We start from the raw sequence: 18,297 nt of genomic DNA, 5'->3' as shown, positions 1-18,297 counted from the left end.
CGCTGGTACGGCGTCAACTTCGACATCGATGATGAGGTTCGCGCCCAAGAATCCCTGCGTCTGGCGGCCGAACGGCTCGCGCGCGCCTTGCGCGCCGCCAGCCTGTCCGAACTATCTGTGTCCATTGCGCACGAACTCAACCAGCCGCTCCAGGCGGTCGTGGCCAACACCGGCGCCTTCCAGAGATGGCTGAACGCTGATCCGCCAAATTTCAATCACGCCAGCCGTGTCGCCCAAAAAATCATCAGAAACGCCGACGCGGCGGCACAGGTGATCACCCGCATCCGGGCGCTGTTCAACAAGACGGAAGGCGAACCGCAAGCGATCGATCTGAACGCGGTGATCCACGACGTGTGTGATCTCCTGGCCGACAGGCTCGCATCGAGCAGCATCAAGCTGGACCTTCACCTCGATCCCCGCCTTCCCGCGACGGTTGCCGATCATGTCCAGATGGAGCAAGTCGTCCTCAACATCGTCCGCAACGGCATTGAAGCGATGCAGGAAGTCGACAGCAATATGCGAAGCCTGCGAATCGTTTCGCGGTCTCAGAACGACGGAACAGTTGAGGTCGAAGTGCGAGATAGCGGCCGCGGACTTAGCGATCCGGAACGGATTTTCGAAGCGTTCTACACAACCAAGCCGGATGGAATGGGGATGGGCCTGGCAATCTGCCATTCGATTGTCGAGGCGCACCGCGGACGGCTTTGGGCGGAAAATGTCGAAACAGGGGGGGCATCCATAACTTTCAGCTTTCCCATCCTCGCTGGCGGCTCGACCAAGACACCAACCGGCGCGACAGTGAGCCCCTGAGTGAGGACTTTCAGAGATTGATCCGAGAATCGGCCATCGACTGCACGATCTCAATGAGCGTGTTGACCAGGATGTACAAGATTCCGAAAACGATGGCGACGCCCAGCACTGCCGGGAGATCGGCGCTGGCAAAAGCCTGGACCGCGTAAAGGCCCAGACCAGGCCACCCAAAAACGCGCTCGACAACAAGCAAATTGCCGAAGAGAAGGCGGACCTGCAGGCTGAGCATGGACAGAGGGGCCGTGGCAGCATTGCGCAAACCGTGGCGCAACAGCACTTTCGTCTCCCCGAGGCCCTTGCCACGCGCAGTCCGGATGTATGTCTGCCTCATCACTTCGTGAAGCGCACCGTTCAGGCTTCGGCCGACCGCGATGCCAATAGGCAACGCCAGTGCAAGCGCCGGCAAGATCATGTGCAGCAGCGCGTCGATGCTGACTTCGGGCCGGCCGACCAGTATTCCGTCGATGACGTTAAGTCCGGTAGGGCCTGCGAAGTCGCGGTAGGTAAGCCGACCCGCTCCGGGAAGCCAATCGAGTTGGAACCAGAAAAAGTAGGCAAGAAGCAAGGCCGACAGAAAAATCGGCGTGGAGCCCACCCCCACCATGGCGAGCCTTATGCCGGCTGATCCCGGAATCAGGAACTGAAGCGCCGCCATTGCGCCGGCGAGCACCATTCCCAAGGCGATCGACACAAGTCCGAGTTCGAGCGTAGCGGGAAGAAATTCCCGTATGTCGTCAGATACAGGCTGCCGGGTCCTGACCGACGTCCCCAGATCCGCATGCGCGAGGCGGAACAGAAAGCGTCCGTACTGAACGACAGCCGGGTCGTCCAGTCCGAGCTGCTCCCGCATCACTTCGACCGTTTCCAACGGAGCGTTCGGCCCGGCAATGGCTCGCGCTGGATCGGCAGGGATAATGCTTTGGAGACTGAAAAAGATAAAGCTCATCACCAGGAGAACGACGACGGCGCCGACGATGCTTTTGGCGAGATATGCCAGCACTACGCCCCCCTCAGCGCGGCGCGAACGCCGTCGCCCGCAAGGTTGGCGAGGAGGCAGAGGAGAAAGATGACCGCAGCCGGCAAGATCGGCAGCCACCAATGGACAGTAAGACTGTCGAGGCTGCGCGCCGTCATCGCTCCGAGTTCAGGCGCCGGCGCAGGCAGTCCAAGGCCGAGGAAAGACATCAGCGACAGCGTCATGATGATGCTGGCCACATCCAGTGACGCCCCGATAAGCAAGGCCGGGACCACTCCCGGCAACAAGTAACGCGACAGCAGGCGCCGACCGCGGACCCCGGCAATCAGCGCCGCCTCGACATGAGGACGTGCCTTCAGGCGGCGGATTTCATCACGTGATATGCGTGCGTACCAAGGCCACCAGAAAATGGCAACCGCGATCATCGTGTTGACGAGCCCCGGGCCAAGCGAAGCCACAACGGCAAGCGCGACGAGCGTTCCCGGAACGACAAAGAACAGGTCGATGATCCGCTGGATGACCAGATCGACCTTGCCGCCCCTCAGCCCCGAAATCAGTCCGACCAGGGAGCCCACGGCGACACTGAAGCCGATAACGGCAAGCGCTGGCAGCCACGTATATTGAATGCCGAGGATGACGCGCGAGAACAGGTCGCGGCCGATCTCGTCGGTGCCGAACCAATGGGCGGCCGAAGGCGGCAGGTAGGCGGCGGCGACGCGCAGTTGTGGATCGAACGGTGTGATCCATGGCGCCAGCAGGGCCACAACGGTGACGACGGGCACGCCGATAATGCCGACGCTTTCAAGCCAGCCGGCACGACGGAAGAAATCGCGCCAGTTGAACCGAGGCCGCGCAGGCAGCGTGTCCGAGCTTGGCCTGCCGTTCACCGTCCGCCTCCCGCCTGCAGACTCGGCATTGCCGTGACGAGAGACCGCGTGTAGGGCGACTGTGGTGCGGCAACGATGGCATCGGGATCCGCAATCTCAACCAGTTGGCCGTCCTTCAGCACGGCGATACGGTCGGCGATGATTCTGGCGGCCGCCAGATCGTGGGTCACGAACAGCATCGCCATGTCGAGACGCCGCCGAAGGTCGCCAAGAAGATTCAAGGTTGTGGCCGCCAGCGACACGTCCATGGCGCTGATCGGCTCATCGCAGAGCAGAAGCCTTGGGGGGACGATCACCGCGCGAGCCAAAACGGCGCGCTGGCACTGCCCGACCGACATCTCGGCCGGCAGCGCGTCCGTCAGGATCGGATCGAGGCCGACCAGCTTCATGGCCTCTCCGACGCGACGGCGGCCGTAGTCACTGTCCGGCGAAATGGCCCGCAGGCGCTCGCCGATCTGCTCGCCGATCGTGAGCCACGGCGTCAGCGCCGCTACGGGGTCTTGAAACACAACTTGCGGAGGAAGCTTGTCTAAGCGTGCAACAGTGCCACTCTCGGGTGCCACGAGACCAGCAGCTATCCTCAGGAGGGTAGACTTGCCGGCGCCGCTCTCGCCCACCAGGGCGACGCACTCGCCAAGCTTGATCGAGAGGTTGATCGAACTAAGAACTGGCTGCGGTTGACGCCGTCCCCAAAACGATCGGGTGCCTGTCGGGTATGTTTTTCCTATGTTGGACAGCCTCAAGGCGGCGGTTTCCTGAATCGCCTGGGCCGGCCATGGTTTCGCATCAGTGCGCTGCGCTGAGAGAAATGGAGTTTGTTCGTGGTGAAGGCAGGCGATTGCGCCACCGTGGACGGAAGCAGGCTCCAGCGGCGGGCGGATCGCCGTGCAATCTGGCTGGGGGGTCGGGCAGCGTACCGCGTAGGCGCAGGCGTTCTCAACCTTTATGGAGGGCGTGTGTTCGGACGGGAGAGTGGGAAGCGGGCGCCGTCGATCAGAGTCCAAATCGAATCGAGCGGCGAGCAGGCCGGCGGAATAGGGGTGCGTGGCATTGCGGGCCACATCCTGCATGCTGCCCATTTCAACGATGCGTCCGGCGTAGAGAACCAGGACGCGGTCGGCCAGTGAGGCCGCCACGGTTAGATCGTGCGTGACGAAGAGAATTGCCGTCTGCTGCTCGCGAGCGAGATCGCGCAACAGGTCAAGGATCTGCGCCTGCATCATGACGTCGAGCGCGGTGGTCGGTTCGTCGGCGATGAGGAGCTTCGGTCTTGCCATCATCGCCATGGCAATAAGCACTCGCTGACGCTGCCCCCCCGACAGGCGATGTGGAAGCGCATCGGCGATGCGGTCCGGGTCAAGTAGGCCGGTTCGGCTGAGCCAGTCTTCGATCGATCCCTCGGACCCCCCATTGGATTCGCGCATCTGGCGACGGATGGTCATCGTAGGGTTGAGCGCGCCCATCGGATCTTGCGAGATGGCACGGACGAGGTGGCGGCGAACCGACTGCCAGGAGCGCCTTCCCGCGCCGACCAGCTCGATCCCCGTCAGCCGGATCGAGCCTGCAATCTGCGGAAGGTGCTCGCGAGGCAGGAGCCCCTGAAGCGTAAGCCCGATGCTTGTCTTGCCGGATCCGCTTTCCCCGACCAGCGCGATGATCTCGCCCGGAAACATGTCGAAACTGATGCCATCGAGGACGCGGGAAGAACGGCCTTCGCGGCTGAGAATAACTGAGAGGTCTTTGACGGCAAGGACGGATTCGGTCACGGGTTCGGACATTCGGTGCGGAAGCTTGACCATCTAAGGGACGAGCCTGACCTGCTTCCGGAATTCAGGGTCCCCAGCGAACGGTGGCAAAGTCGATGTTGCCAGGTGGATTCACGGGGCGGAGTCCAAGGTCCTTCAGACGCTTGGCGTGGACAACCACATCGTTTACGTCGACAAGCGGGATGACGACGCCGGCATCGAAATACATCTGCCCCGCTCTCTCGTAGAGAGCGTCGCGTTCTTTGACGTCGGTCAACTGCCCGGCCTGATCCACGATGGCATCGGCTTCCGGCAGGACCCGGCCAAAAAAATTGAGGGGACCGTCTTTTGTGAAGAAAGCCTTGGCCTGGGTCTCCGGATGAGCGGCGTCCGGGCCTGCGATCGTGAGCAGCAAATCGGGAGGGTTTGGGTCGTCCTTCAAGGTGTAAGCAGCGCCGGAAGGCAGCACGTAAGCCGTTGCCTTTACGCCGATCAACGCCAATTGCGCTATCATCAGGTCGGCGATGCGGCTGTAGCTTGGGGCCGCGCTATGGAGGCCAATGACCAGATTGACCGCGCCACGTTTGGTGATCGCGGCTTTCGCTGCCTCTAAGTCGGTCGGGAACCGGATCGGATTCACTGGGTCGAGCATCACGTTCGGATAAACGGACCTCGACAGGCTTGCGAACTCTCCAAAGGCGTCCTTAACCCACAGCGCCGGGTTAATCGCTGTCAAAACGGCATTGCGGACCTCCGCGTCGTCGAGCGGCGAGTTCGGCTTAACGAAGAGATAGTACGGTATCATGCTCGGGGCGGCGGTGATCTCCAGCCCCCCCGGCAGGCTGGTGAGTTGCGCGAATGGATAGTTGATTGGCACGGCATCGATCGCACCGGCCTGCAATTGAAGTATCTGCTGGCTGATATCGGGCACGACCGAAATCTGGATCTGCCGGAAGAACGGTTTGTCGCCCCAGTAGTCGTCGTTGCGCTCGAGCTCATAGCGCTGACCGCGTTTGAATTCCGACAGTTTGAATGGACCCGTGCCGATCGCATGCTCATTGAGCCAGGTCGTCGCAAAGTCGCCGTTGTCATGCTCGGCGAGCGCTGTCGGACTGATGATCTTCGGTCCCCAGGGGCTCGCGAGGGCGTCGAGGAACCAGGGCTGAGGATCGCTCAGCGTGAGCACGACCGTCGAATCGTCGGGCGCCCTCATGTCCTTCACATTGGCCAGGAAGTAGCTCAGGTTCAGTCCACGATCGCGGCGGCGCTCGAACGAGTTTATGACCGTCGCTGCATTGAATGGCGTGCCATCATGGAACTTGACACCGTCGACCAGGTGGAAGGTGTAGGTCAGTCCGTCGTCCGAGATCTCCCAACTCCTGGCGAGCAGACCAACAATCCTAGTCGAACCCGGCTCGTAGTCGACGAGCCCTTCATAGACATTGTTGATTGCGCTGATCCCTCCGACCTCGAAGCCGCTGTCCGGATCGAAAGTGCCGATATCGGCCACGTAGGGTATGCGCAGCACCTCTTGCGCGTTGACCGTCGCAATCCAGACCAGCAAACCGAGAGCGATTCCCAGCATGCGCAGCCCGAAGCGGCGCTTGTAAGATCGTTCGGTCCGGTACGCGCAAATTTGCATGAAGGATTTCCCGCTGGCCTGGTACTTCACTAGGGACTGCAGGAAGGCCCGCAGTCAATTCTTGGCCAACGAGGCATTCCACGCTCTTGTCCAACCCAGCGTCCCACCGATGCCATCGAGGTGTTCTTGCGGCTTGGGATCGGTGCGGATACCCAGACATTTTCGCACGATACGTCAGCCCGCCGATCGCGGTCTATGAGCATCAAGCAGAGGTCACCCTATCCCAGGGTATAGATCGTGCCGCCGCCGGACAGGTATGTGGACGCTTGCAGACGCGCATACACTACAGATCGCGTTTGCAACTCCACATAGCGCAGATCGCCGACGTCGAGGTGGCGAAGGACGACCCGGTTCGGGTTCGGCGCGTCGTCACGGGCCCATCCATAGCAAATCGATTCGTTATCCAGCGAAGCATATCACGTCTAGGTTCTCGCGCCGAATGTCCGGCGCCTCGTCAACATCGTTGAACGGCGCGGGCGTTAATCCTATCGTTGGGTGGGCCGCTTTCCATGATCGGTGCAGATGCCTTGCACAAGCAGTCGTTCGTCGGCCCAATCGAGACCTTCATTGCTCGTCGCAAAGTATCGTCAATGCGCCACGCGACCTTCCAACTTGAGACACATCATGACCCTCTCTTTACCGTTAACGGTGAGCAAAGCGTTTGATCGGGTGGAATCTAGCGCAGTAGGTGGGACAAAACATCGAAAAACATTGGAACTGATTTGAATGCCGCGACGTCCCACTGATATCTAAGTAGTTGGGTTTGCAGTGTTTCCAAACACCCTCCGGGCCCACCATTGTCGCTCAATATCAATAATTTATGGCCGACGCTATCTAAAGTGGGCCACGTGAGCTCCGCTATACCCGCCGTATTCAGATTGAATGTTGTCGCCTGACCACGATCCAAGGGCAGGAGAAGCGATCTTGTGCCTGTTTCTATCCTCTATTTTTGCTCCTGTTCGTCGGTCGGCCGACGACCCCAGCGGCGATCCGCTCGATGCGCTTTTCTGCGCGATCCAGACAGCCTGGGCGTGGACGATGCGAAGCGAGCGATACGGCGCGCCGGAACATCTCGATCCGCTCGAGGGATGGATCGCCGATCCATCCCTCCGCGAGATCCAGGAACCCGCCGGTCCGGCTTCAGCCTAAACCCGGCGCCTCATCGGCTCGGCGTCTACTCGGCTGCGCCGCTCTCGGAAGCCAGGGTCGGGCCGGCTTCAGGCCGCCTGCGCCGGAATGTCCTGCGCAGAGCGACGTAGAAGACCGGCGTCAGGAAGAGGCCGAACAACGTCACGCCCAGCATGCCGGAGAACACGGCCGTGCCGAGCGATTGGCGCATTTCCGCGCCAGGCCCGCTGGCGATCACTAGCGGCACCACGCCCAAGATGAAGGCGAATGCCGTCATCAGGATCGGCCGCAGCCGCAGCCGGCAGGCCTCGACAGCCGCCTCGACGGCGTCAAGGCCGCGCTCCTCACCTTGGCGCGCGAACTCGACGATCAGGATCGCGTTCTTCGCCGCCAGGCCGATGAGCACGATCAGCCCGATCTGCACGAGGATGTTGTTGTCGAGACCGCGGAAGGCGACGCCCAAGAGGGCGGCCAGCACGCTGAGCGGGATGATAAGCACGATGGCGAACGGCGTAATCCAGCTTTCGTATAGCGCAGCGAGCGCCAGAAAGACGAACAGAACCGACAGGCCGAAGATGAAGACCGCCGTGTTGCCGGTCTGCCGCTCCTGGAAGGCGAGTTCAGTCCATTCGAAGGAAGTGCCCTGCGGCAGCGATTCGGCTGCGATCCCCTCCATCAGGTCGAGCGCCGTGCCCGTGGCGACACCCGGCGCTGCATTGCCCTGAAGCGGCACGGAGACATACATGTTGTAGCGTTGCACGAGCGAGGGACCGGTGACGTCGCGGATCTCGACCAGTGTGCCGAGCGGCACCAGGTCGCCGGCCGCCGAGCGCACCTTCAGCTTCAATATGTCGTCGCGATCGATGCGGAAAGCCTGGTCGGCTTGCGCCCGCACCTGGTAGACGCGACCGAAGGCGTTGAAGTCGTTGACATAGGCGGTGCCTAGATTGATCGACAGCGTCTCGAAGATGTTGGGGATCGGCACGTTCAGCATCCGCGCCTTGTCGCGGTCGATCGCCAAGAAGAATTGCGGGCTGGAGGCCGAAAAGGTGGTGAAGACGCCCATCAACCCGGGCGTCTGGTTGGCCTTGCCGGCGATTTCGTTGGCCAGCGCCAGAATCGGCCGCATGTCGGCGCTGTTGCGCTCCTGGAGCATCATCTTGAAGCCGCCGGAGTTGCCGATGCCCCGCACTGGCGGCGGCGGCAGCGCGATGATGAAGGCCTCCTGGATGCTTTGCAGGCTGCCAAACAGCGTGCCGATGATCTTGTCGGAAGTATCGCCGCTCTCGAGCCGTTCCTCAAAGCTCTTGAATGGCGCGAAGATCACGCCGGAATTGCTGGCGTTGGTGAATGTCGCGCCGTTGAATCCTGCGAAGGCGACGGCGTTGGCGACACCCGGTGTCTCGCGGATGATATCCGACGCTTTCTGGATGACTGCGTCCGTTCGGGCGAGCGAAGAGCCCTCCGGCAATTGCACGACGACGATCGCATAACCCTGGTCCATGTTCGGGATGAAGCCGCGCGGCACCGTCTGCAGCATGTGATAGGTCGCGTAGAGCAGGCCTGCGAAGACGAGCAGCATGGCGGCAAGCGCCAGAGTCGTGCCGACCAGCCTGTGCACCAGCCACGCATAGCCGTCCGCCATCCTGTCGAACCCGTTGTTGAACCCGTTCGCCAGAGCGCGGCCGAACCTTGCCAGGAACAAGTTCGAATGTTCCTCGCTGTGCGGCTTGAAAAGCACGCCAGCGAGAGCCGGCGAAAGCGTCAGCGAGTTGAATGCGGAGATCGCGGTGGAGACCGCGATGGTGATGGCGAACTGCAGGTAGAACTGGCCGGAAATCCCGGGAATGAAAGCCGCCGGAACGAAGACGGAGATCAGCACCAGCGAGATCGCGAGGACCGCGTTTCCCACTTCATCCATGGTCTTGTGCGCAGCGGCGCGCGGAGCGAGCCCCAGCCGGATGTTCCGCTCGATATTTTCCACAACCACGATGGCGTCGTCGACAACGATGCCGACCGCCAGCACCAGCCCGAACAGAGTGAGCATGTTGAGCGAGAAGCCGAAGGCGAGCAGCACGGCAAGCGTGCCGATCAGCGAGACCGGTATCGCCACGATCGGCACGATCGCCATGCGCCACGACTGCAGGAACACGATGATGACGATCACCACCAGCAGGATCGCCTCGGCGATGGTGACATAGACCTCGTTGATAGATTCGGCGATGAACTCGGTCGGATTGTAGATGATCTCGTAGGCCAACCCCTCCGGGAAATCCTCCGAAAGCTCCGCGATGGTCTCCTGGATTTCTTCCGCCGAGGCCAAGGCATTGGTGCCCGGCCGCTGGAAGATGCCGAGCGCCACCGCCGCCTTGTTGTTGAGATAGGAATTGGTGACGTAGTCCCTGGCGCCGAGCTCTATGCGCGCCACGTCCTGCAGGGAGATCAAGCGGCCGTCCTTGGTCGACTTGACTATAACGTAGCGGAACTCGCGCGCGTCTTCGAAGCGCCCTTGCGTGGTGACCGTATACTGGAAGGCCGAGCCGTCGCCAATCGGCGGCGCGCCGATCGAGCCGCCCGACACCTGGACGTTCTGGTCGCGCAGCGCCTGGACTACGTCGCCTGCGGTCATGCCGTAGGCGGACAGCTTTTCCGGGTCGAGCCAGACGCGCAGCGAATATTCGCGCTCGCCGAAGATCTGCACGTCGCCGACGCCGTCCAGCCTCAGGAGGACGTCGCGCACGCGCGAACGCGCATAATTCGAGACGTAGAGCTGATCATATGTGTCGTCGGGCGACAGCATATGGATGACCATCATCAGGTCGGGCGAACTTTTCGCCGTGGTGATGCCGAGCCGGCGCACCTCTTCCGGCAGGCGCGCTTCGGCGATCGAGACGCGGTTCTGGACCAGCACCTGCGCCGCGTCGAGATCGGTGCCGGGGCGGAAGGTGATGGTGAGCGACATCGAGCCTTCGCCGGAGGAATAGGACGACATGTAGAGCATGTGCTCGACGCCGTTGATTTCCTGTTCGATCGGCGTCGCCACGGTCGCGGCGACCGTCTCGGCGTCGGCGCCCGGATAGGAGGCGCGCACCACGATGGTCGGTGGCGCGATTTCGGGATATTGGGCGACCGGAAGCTGCGTATAGGCGATGCCGCCGACGAGCACGAGCACGATCGACAGCACCACCGCGAAGATCGGGCGGTTGACGAAGAAATGGGCGAAGTTCATTGCGTCTGCCCTTCGGCTTCAACCTTGGGCGGCAACGTGGTCATCTCGGACTTGACGGTGACGCCCGGCCGCACTCGCACCAGCCCGTTGATTACCACGGTCTCTTCGCCGGTGAGGCCCTCGCGGATAACGCGATAGCCGTCGATGCGCGGGCCGGTGCGGACCGGCTTGGCCGAGATCAGGCCTGCCTCGTCGACAACGAAGACGATGCGGCGGTTCTGGTCGGCGCCGATCGCCTCGTCAGGCAGAAGCACGCCCGGATGCGGCAGCGAGCCGGGCACGTTGATGCGGCCGAACATGCCCGGCTGCAGCACGCCGTCCTTGTTGTCGAAGCGCGCCCTGGCCCGCATCGTGCCGGTAGCTTCGTCCAGACGGTTCTCGGCGAAGTCGAGCTTGCCCTTGAACGTCGCTTCATCACGGTCGGCGACACGGACGACAACATCGACGCCGCCGGCGCCCTCCTGCATGACGCCGCCGCGCTCGCGGGCGTCGCGCGCATAAGCGAAGTAGGTCCGCTCATCGATGTCGAAATAGAAGTCGATCGGGTCGATCGAGACGATGGTGGTCAGCACTGTCTGGTCGGCCTGCACCAGATTGCCCGGCGAGATGAGCCGGCGGTCGACCCGGCCGGAAAACGGCGCCTTAATCTCGGTGAATTCGAGATCGAGACTTGCGTTTTCAAGTGCCGCCTCCGCGCCGTCCAGTTGCGCTTGGGCGGCGAGATATTCGCGGCGGCGGTCGTCCAGTGTCGAAACCGGTATGTTGCCTTCGCGCGACAGGGTCTCGGCGCGCTCGAACTGCATCTTGCTGAATTCGACCAGGGTCTTGGCCGAGTCGACCTGCGCCTGCGCCTGGTTCAGCGCCGCCTTGAACGGCCGCTGGTCGATGGTGAACAGGAGGTCGCCCTGCTTGACCAGCGTACCGTCCTGGAAATGGACCCGGTCGAGATAGCCGCCGACGCGGGAGCGCAGCGAAACCTGGTCGACGGCTTCGAAACGGCCGACGAACTCATCGTCCTCGACGATATCGCGCACCAGCGGCTTGGCTACCGTGACGACGGGCGCGGGAGGCGCTTCCTGCGCCTGTGCGGCCGGGGCCGCGAGCAAGCCGATCGCCGCGAAGGCCGCGGCGGCGAGCCATTTTGCAGGGACGTTTCTGCTGGAGGGGGCGGCCAGAGAATCGTGGCGGAGGCGTGCAGTGTGAACCATGGTTACCCCTCGTAATCGGCCCTTTATGCGAAGTCCGTAACATCTAGGCAGCGGGTGTGCCGCACAAATCAATTTTTTGAACTGACCACCACAACCGACAGCTTGCTATAGAACAAACATCGAACATCATCAACCTTGACAAAGAAGCGGCTAACCGGGGAGCGCGAACGCACATCTCGCGTTATCCGCTGCGTAGGCATCGCCATGCGCTCGAGCTAAAGCGGATCTGACGAGCCATTGCGCACCCCGACCTGCGGCGGTTCTGTCGGGAGGAACAGGGCCGCTCTCGCATAGAGGTCCGACCTACTTCTCATGCTGCGGTTATAGGCGGCGATATAGGCTTCGATGTAATTGGCACTTGGACATTTACTACACTCCGAAAACGCTATTGCACCACCCGCATAGCACTGGGAAATGACAACCGCACGTCCGCTCGTCTCTCCTGCAGTTTGGAAAATGATCGTCGATAAGCGGCGCATGTATGGCGCGAACGAGGTGAGGTCGAACCGGTCGAGCACCTTATCGGAAGCGTGCTGCTGTGGCGTGACAATCGTGAAGGATGCACTCTGCAATTAGAGAAGTGACGCTACCGCGACCCCAATGCCTATGCCGGCAAACCTGCCATACGCATGGCGTCGGTGACGTCATCGAGGATGTTCGACGCAATTCCTACGGCAGCGGACCAGCGCCCGATGGTGAAGTGCGGGTCGAGCGAGAGCAGCCGCCCAGCCGAGGCTTTTGCCTCGTCGAGCTGCCGAGCCTGGCTAGCGGTGCCGCCAGCTATCCGTGCAGGATGCTGAAGCCGGGGTTCAGTTCCACCGCCCGCCGGCCTGCTATGACGCCTTGCTCGTGTCGACCGGACAGGAAATTGCCGAAGCCGATGATGCCTTGCGGCACGCAGCTCATCGTGTCGAGGGGACTTAGCCGCATCGCCTGCTCGCCCCAGTCGATCGCCCGCGCCGCGTCGCCGCCATAGGCCACCGGCACGCAGCCGAAGACACAGACGAAGGCGAGGATGCGCTGAGCGCCAGGGCTGCCGCGAACGCCTCGTCGGCCAGCCTGCGGTCATGCTCCACCAGGCCGATGGTGAACCCCGGCCAGAGCGAGAGCCATCGCGTCGCCCGAACCGTACTCGATCGCCGCATGGGCATGGCGGGCCGCCTTCTCGCGGTGCTCCGCTTGCATGCCGCCGCGTATGAACAGCGTCTGATGCGCCCAGGCAGCAAAGCCGTGGGCAAGGGCATAGGTCGGCTCGATAGCTAAAGCCTGGTCGAGCAGGGGCAGACCCTTGGACGCCCCTTGCGGCATGAAGGTGTAGACATCGGACAGCGCACGAAGCAGAAGATCATAAGCATCGAGACTGTCGGGGCGCCGGCGCCGGACGCGTTCGATCTCGGCCCGGCGCAAATTAGGCTCTATTGCCGCGACCACGCTGACGGTGATCTCGTCCTGCAGCGAACAGGTCGGTCAGGTCGCGGTCGTAGCGTTCGGCCCACAGATGGGCATGCCCTTTGCCCGATAGCGATAAACGATCTTGCCGTTCTTGATGCGCGAAGGGACGCCGGGGTAGCGGGCATCCTTGAAGGGTCTGGCCATTAAACTCTCCTCCGACACTTCTGCCTCAGCTAATCCTTACGCGACGAGTTCTCCTGCGGTCTTGAGCGAAGAACTTCTCGAGGCGCCTGAAAACAACGGCGGACACGCCGCGGCACCGGTTCACAACAGTGGCTGGGGTTCACGTTCTAGCAGCAATCGCAGGCGGGCTCGGTAGGGCGCTGCCCTTAATGAAGCCGCTCGAACGATGGCGGCCCTAAGATTCGGTCATCCGCTCGCCACAGGACTCCCGGACGATCAGCTGCGGGTCCACGATGATGTCCCGCGGTACACGATGTGGATTGGCAATCTTGTCCAGCAGGACTCGAGCGGCAAGACGGCCGATATTTCGCGCATCAATCGAGACGGTGGTCAGGCTCGGCGTCCAGAGCGACGACTCCGGTATATCGTCGAACCCAACGAGCGCAACGTGCTTTCCTGGCGTCATGCCAAGACGCTGCATTGCAAGCATGGCACCAAAGGCCATCAGATCATTGTAGCAGATGATCGCATCCGGCCGCTCTGGTAGGTTCAGCAAAGCCAAGGTTACATTCATGGCCTCGTGCCTTGAAATGGCAGACGATTGAATGAAACCTTTTCGAACCTTCAGCTTGTGCTTCGACATACCTTTTTTAAAGCCGTGAAGACGTTCCTCGCTCGATGATTTGCCGGGCGGCCCCCCGATGAAGGCTATATTCCTCTTCCCCAACGACATGACGTGATCGATGCCTAGCTGAATTCCTGCGATGTTGTCCGGTCCGACGTAGGGGACGTTTTGTCTTTCAACGTGGCGCATAATCTGGACGGCAGGTATCCCTGCCGTGCCAAGTGCAACCAGGTCGTCCGCAGAACGGTCGCCGGACGCACTAAGAAATACCCCAGCGACGTTGTGCTGGATCAACCGTTCGATGATCATTCGTTGGCGCTCCCCGTCTTCGGCAGAGTCAGCAAAGATCGTCATAAAGTCCTGCTGATAACAGGCCCATTCGATGCCGGAAGCGAGCTGCGCATAGAAGGGATTGGATATATCCGCGATAACCATTCCCAGGGTCTTCGTCTTCTGGGAGCGGAGGCTTCCGGCCGACTGGTTATAGATGTAGCCCAACGCCTTCATCGAGGCGCGCACGCGCTCGTGTGTTTCCGGCGTAATCAAATTGCTGTTGCGCACGACGAGCGAGGCGGTCGCGCGCGATACACCAGCGTGCTTGGCGACGTCATCAAGTTTTATCCGGCGGGTTGATCGCCGCTCCATCTATTGAACTCCATCAAACGAGTCGACGCGATCCAGTGACTCTGTGTCTTCTACCGCGGGGGGCTTAGCAGGACTCATATAAGAAAAGCCGGCACACTTCATCTTCCTTCTTGACGACATAGTGACCCGCAGTTAGATCGATCTAATCCGAACTCGTTCTGGCCCGGTAAGGGTCGCTGGAGAAGCAATGAGGCACCTTAAAGCGGGCAGGTTGGCGGCCGACATCGGCGGGACCTTCACAGATGTCGCGCTCGAATGCGGACCGCGCCGTGTCACTGCGAAAGTGTTGACAACACCGAGCGAGCCGGAAAAGGGCGTCATCCACGGGATCCTCGAAGTGTTGAAGAACGCCGGCTTGTCGCCGGCCGATGTCGAGGTGTTCGTGCATGGCACGACGCTGGCCACGAACGCTCTCATCGAGCGCAAGGGCGCAACCACCGCTCTTGTGACCACCGAAGGTTTTCGCGACGTCATCGAGATCGGTCGTGAAAGCCGATTCGATCAATATGATATCAACCTTGTGAAGCCGCAGCCGCTCGTCCCGCGCAGCCTGCGGGTTACGGTGCCAGAGCGCGTTGCCGTCGATGGATCGGTCGTTATGCCCCTCGATCTCCGGGGCCTTGAGGGCCACGTCCAAGCCTTTCGCGCCGCGAACGTGACTAGCATCGCGGTCGGATTCCTGCACAGCTACGTCAATCCCAGCCATGAAGAATTGGTCGGCAAGCGACTGCGGGAATTGATGCCAGATGCATACGTTTCACTGTCGAGCAGGATTTGCCCGGAGGTGCGCGAGTACGAACGGCTGATGACGACGTGCGCGAATGCATATGTCCAGCCACTCATCGCAGGCTACCTGCAAAGATTACGCGCGGAGCTAGACCGGATAGGTCTTTCTGCGTCGATGGTTCTGATGACCTCCGGCGGCGGCCTGACCACGCTTCAGAACGCCTGCGAATTGCCGATACGACTGGTCGAATCAGGCCCTGCAGGGGGCGCCATTCTGGCGTCGCATGTCGGTACCACGTCGGGTGAGAGCAGCCTGCTTTCGTTCGATATGGGTGGCACGACCGCGAAGATCTGCATAATCGACAACAGCGAGCCGTTGAAGTCGCGTTCGTTCGAGGTCGCGCGGTCCAAGCGGTTCATGAAAGGGAGCGGCATGCCGATCCGCATTCCGGTGATCGAAATGGTCGAGATCGGCGCTGGCGGCGGTTCCATCGCCCGCGTTGATACGCTTGGCCGCATTCAGGTCGGTCCGGACAGTGCAACCTCCGAGCCGGGACCGGCCTGCTATGGGCGGGGTGGGGCAAATGCAACGGTGACCGACGCCGACTTGGTGCTGGGCAAGATCGACCCTCTGCACTTCGCCGGCGGCTCGATCAAACTGCACGCTGATGCCTCCCGCAATGCCATCGCCTCGCATGTGTCGGCTGTCAGCGGCAGTGAAATCGAGATGGGCGCATTCGGCATCTGTGAGGTGGTCGAGGAAAACATGGCGAACGCCTCGCGCGTGCACGCGATAGAGCGTGGCAAGGATGTACGCGCCCGCACCATGGTCGCCTTTGGCGGCGCCGCCCCGCTTCACGCCGCGCGCCTGGCGGAAAAGCTAGGAATCAAGCGCGTCATCGTGCCACGCAGCGCCGGCGTCGGGTCAGCGGTCGGGTTCCTGCGCGCACCACTGAGCTACGAAGTGGTGCGCAGCCTGTTCGTCAAGATAAAGAAGCTCGACGTCGATGCCGCCAACCGGCAGTTCGATGAAATGATCGCGGAGGCTGCCTCCGTGGTGTGTGCGGCAAAACCCGACGCGCCGCTCGAGATACGGCGCTCCGTCTTCCTCAGATATTCGGGGCAGGGCCATGAAGTCGACGTGCCTCTGCCGGACCGGCCTCTGACGGCGTCCGACCAAGACAGCATTACCGAGGCGTTCACGCAGGCTTATCAGGCCCTCTATCGCCGCACCATCAGTCAAGCGGATATCGAGGCGCTCAGCTGGGCCGTGACGGTTATTGCGATCGAAGACAGGTCGGCCGAGACCATTCCCTTCGCCGGCGCCGACGGCGAAGCCTCGCCGCTGCGGCAAAGCCGGCTGTTCGACGGTCGGCTCGGGCGGTTCTTCGACAGCCCGCTCTACTGGCGCGATGCGATCGGTGTCAGTCAGTCTATCGAAGGTCCGGCGGTCATAGCCGAGGATGAGACGTCGACGGTGGTGACGTCGTCGTTCGTGGCGTCAATCGATTCCAGCGGCAGCATCATCCTAGAAGCCAAGCATTGAGGTCAGTGACATGGATAATCAATCGCCGGTGGCCGAAATCCAGATGCAGATCATGTGGAACCGCCTGATCTCGGTGGTCGAAGAACAGGCGCAGACACTGGTGCGCACTGCTTTTAGCCCAATCGTCAGGGAATCCGGCGACCTGTCGGCCGGCGTCTTCGACATATCGGGACGCATGATCGCCCAGGCTGTGACCGGAACGCCTGGCCACGTCAATTCGATGGCGGCATCGGTGAAATACTTCCTCGAGGCGTTTCCCGCCAACACCATGTGCGAGGGCGACGTCTACATCACCAACGATCCGTGGATAGGCACCGGCCACCTCAATGACATGGTGGTGGTCACGCCCGCCTTTCTAGACGGCCGCCTGGTCGCGCTGTTCGCCTGCACCAGCCATTTGGTCGACATAGGCGGCATCGGCTTCGGTCCCGACGGCCGCGACGTGATCGAAGAAGGCCTCTACATTCCCTTCCTGCGCCTTATCGATCGTGGCGAAAGGAACCAGACCCTTATCGACATCCTGCGCGGAAATTCCCGCTATCCTACAGAAGCGGAAGGCGACGTGCTGTCGCTGGCCGCCTGCAACGACATCGGCGTCGACCGCCTCATCGAGATGATGCGGGAATTCTCGCTGGTAACGCTCGACGGGCTGGCCGACCACATCGTCGAGCAATCCCGCAAGGCGGTCGAGGCCAGCATCGCCGACTTGCCCAACGGCAGCTACCGGGCGTCGATGCGCGTGGACGGCTACGGCACGCCTATCGATCTGGTGGCCACGCTTACCGTCGCCGACCGAACCATCACCGTCGATTTCGCCGGCAGTTCGGCCCCCTCCGCAAAGGGCATCAACGTGCCGCTCACCTATGCTCAGGCTTACGCGACCTATGGCGTCCGTGTCCTCATAGGCTCCGATATCCCGAACAATGCAGGGTCGCTGGGGGCTATCAAGGTAATAGCACCGGCCGATTCGATCCTCAACGCGCAGCGGCCGGCGCCGGTGTCGTCACGCCACATCATCGGCCAGATGCTGCCGGACGTGGTCTTTGGGTGCCTGGCACAGATTCCGGGGGTGACGCCGCCTGCCGAAGGAACGTCGTGCCTGTGGAACCTGATCCTCGAAAGTCTTGGGAGCAGCACCAACGGGGCAACGGTCGGGTCAAGCCGCTTCTCGGTCCTTGCGGTGCAGACCGGCGGCGCCGGGGCGAGGCGTGCGCTCGACGGCCTGTCGGCGACGGCCTTTCCGAGCGGCGTATCCGGCGTTCCCGTCGAGATCATCGAAACCATTTCCCCGCTGCTTTTTCGCTGCAAGGAACTGCGCCCAGACAGCGGCGGCGCGGGCGCCCAGCGCGGCGGCCTGGGACAGCGGATCGAAATCGTCAACCGCGAGAACGCTGACTTCGACCTCTATGCGGCTCTCGACCGCATCGACCATGCGCCGCGGGGCCGGGCCGGGGGGGCGCCAGGTGCGCCAGGTTATGTCGGCCTCCGCTCGGGCAAGCGGCTGCAGGGCAAAGGCCGGCAGACCATTCCCGGCGGCGATGCACTGGTGATCCAT

At 61.9% G+C, this 18,297-nt stretch carries 11 protein-coding genes and 1 pseudogene; 3 read left to right on the top strand and 9 right to left on the bottom strand.

The genetic code is table 11. The annotated features are described in order from the left end of the window. A partial coding sequence (locus tag EOA86_RS01875) for an ATP-binding protein (RefSeq protein WP_128340546.1) occupies nt 1–810 on the top strand: 810 nt, incomplete at its 5' end. 10 nt (nt 811–820) lie between these two features. On the opposite strand, the gene EOA86_RS01870 is transcribed toward EOA86_RS01875, so the two are convergent. The 9 genes and pseudogenes from EOA86_RS01870 to EOA86_RS01835 form a co-directional block, all read right to left on the bottom strand. Then, the gene (locus EOA86_RS01870; RefSeq protein ID WP_128340545.1) at nt 821–1,810 is read right to left on the bottom strand and encodes an ABC transporter permease; all 990 of its coding nucleotides are present in this window, start codon (nt 1,808–1,810) and stop codon (nt 821–823) included. Next, nucleotides 1,810–2,673: an ABC transporter permease gene (locus tag EOA86_RS01865; RefSeq protein ID WP_128340544.1), complete on the bottom strand. Its 864-nt coding sequence runs from the start codon at nt 2,671–2,673 to the stop codon at nt 1,810–1,812. Before EOA86_RS01865 ends, EOA86_RS01870 begins: the two co-directional genes overlap by 1 nt. Further along, nucleotides 2,670–4,472, bottom strand: coding sequence for an ABC transporter ATP-binding protein (locus tag EOA86_RS01860; RefSeq protein ID WP_128340543.1), 1,803 nt, complete (start codon nt 4,470–4,472; stop codon nt 2,670–2,672). Before EOA86_RS01860 ends, EOA86_RS01865 begins: the two co-directional genes overlap by 4 nt. 31 nt (nt 4,473–4,503) lie before the next feature. Then, entirely contained in the window at nt 4,504–5,928 is a 1,425-nt protein-coding gene (locus EOA86_RS01855; RefSeq protein WP_245497079.1) for an ABC transporter substrate-binding protein, read from the bottom strand. 1,306 nt (nt 5,929–7,234) lie between these two features. Beyond that, nucleotides 7,235–10,417 carry a multidrug efflux RND transporter permease subunit gene (locus EOA86_RS01850; RefSeq protein ID WP_128340542.1) on the bottom strand — a complete coding sequence of 1,061 codons (3,183 nt, stop codon included), beginning with the start codon at nt 10,415–10,417 and terminating at the stop codon, nt 7,235–7,237. Further along, on the bottom strand, nt 10,414–11,625 hold the full coding sequence (locus EOA86_RS01845; protein WP_245497078.1) for an efflux RND transporter periplasmic adaptor subunit: 1,212 nt from the start codon (nt 11,623–11,625) through the stop codon (nt 10,414–10,416). Before EOA86_RS01845 ends, EOA86_RS01850 begins: the two co-directional genes overlap by 4 nt. Nucleotides 11,626–12,229: 604 nt before the next feature. Then, a pseudogene (locus EOA86_RS01840) lies at nt 12,230–13,126 on the bottom strand (transcriptional regulator); the annotation flags it as partial. After that, nucleotides 13,093–13,221 carry a hypothetical protein gene (locus EOA86_RS41115; protein ID WP_281033808.1) on the bottom strand — a complete coding sequence of 43 codons (129 nt, stop codon included), beginning with the start codon at nt 13,219–13,221 and terminating at the stop codon, nt 13,093–13,095. The pseudogene EOA86_RS01840 and the gene EOA86_RS41115, both read right to left, overlap by 34 nt. 214 nt (nt 13,222–13,435) lie before the next feature. Next, nucleotides 13,436–14,470, bottom strand: a complete 1,035-nt coding sequence (locus EOA86_RS01835; protein ID WP_128340541.1) for a LacI family DNA-binding transcriptional regulator — start codon at nt 14,468–14,470, stop codon at nt 13,436–13,438. A gap of 187 nt (nt 14,471–14,657) precedes the next feature. Between EOA86_RS01835 and EOA86_RS01830 the strand changes: the two genes are divergently transcribed. Continuing rightward, nucleotides 14,658–16,742: a hydantoinase/oxoprolinase family protein gene (locus tag EOA86_RS01830; protein WP_128340540.1), complete on the top strand. Its 2,085-nt coding sequence runs from the start codon at nt 14,658–14,660 to the stop codon at nt 16,740–16,742. Between the two features lie 10 nt (nt 16,743–16,752). Beyond that, a partial coding sequence (locus tag EOA86_RS01825) for a hydantoinase B/oxoprolinase family protein (RefSeq protein WP_164891524.1) occupies nt 16,753–18,297 on the top strand: 1,545 nt, incomplete at its 3' end.

The sequence above is a fragment of the Mesorhizobium sp. M5C.F.Ca.IN.020.32.2.1 genome (assembly GCF_004023105.1).
Classification (GTDB): Bacteria; Pseudomonadota; Alphaproteobacteria; order Rhizobiales; family Rhizobiaceae; genus Mesorhizobium; species Mesorhizobium wenxiniae.
This window is presented reverse-complemented; position numbering and strand designations above follow the sequence as displayed.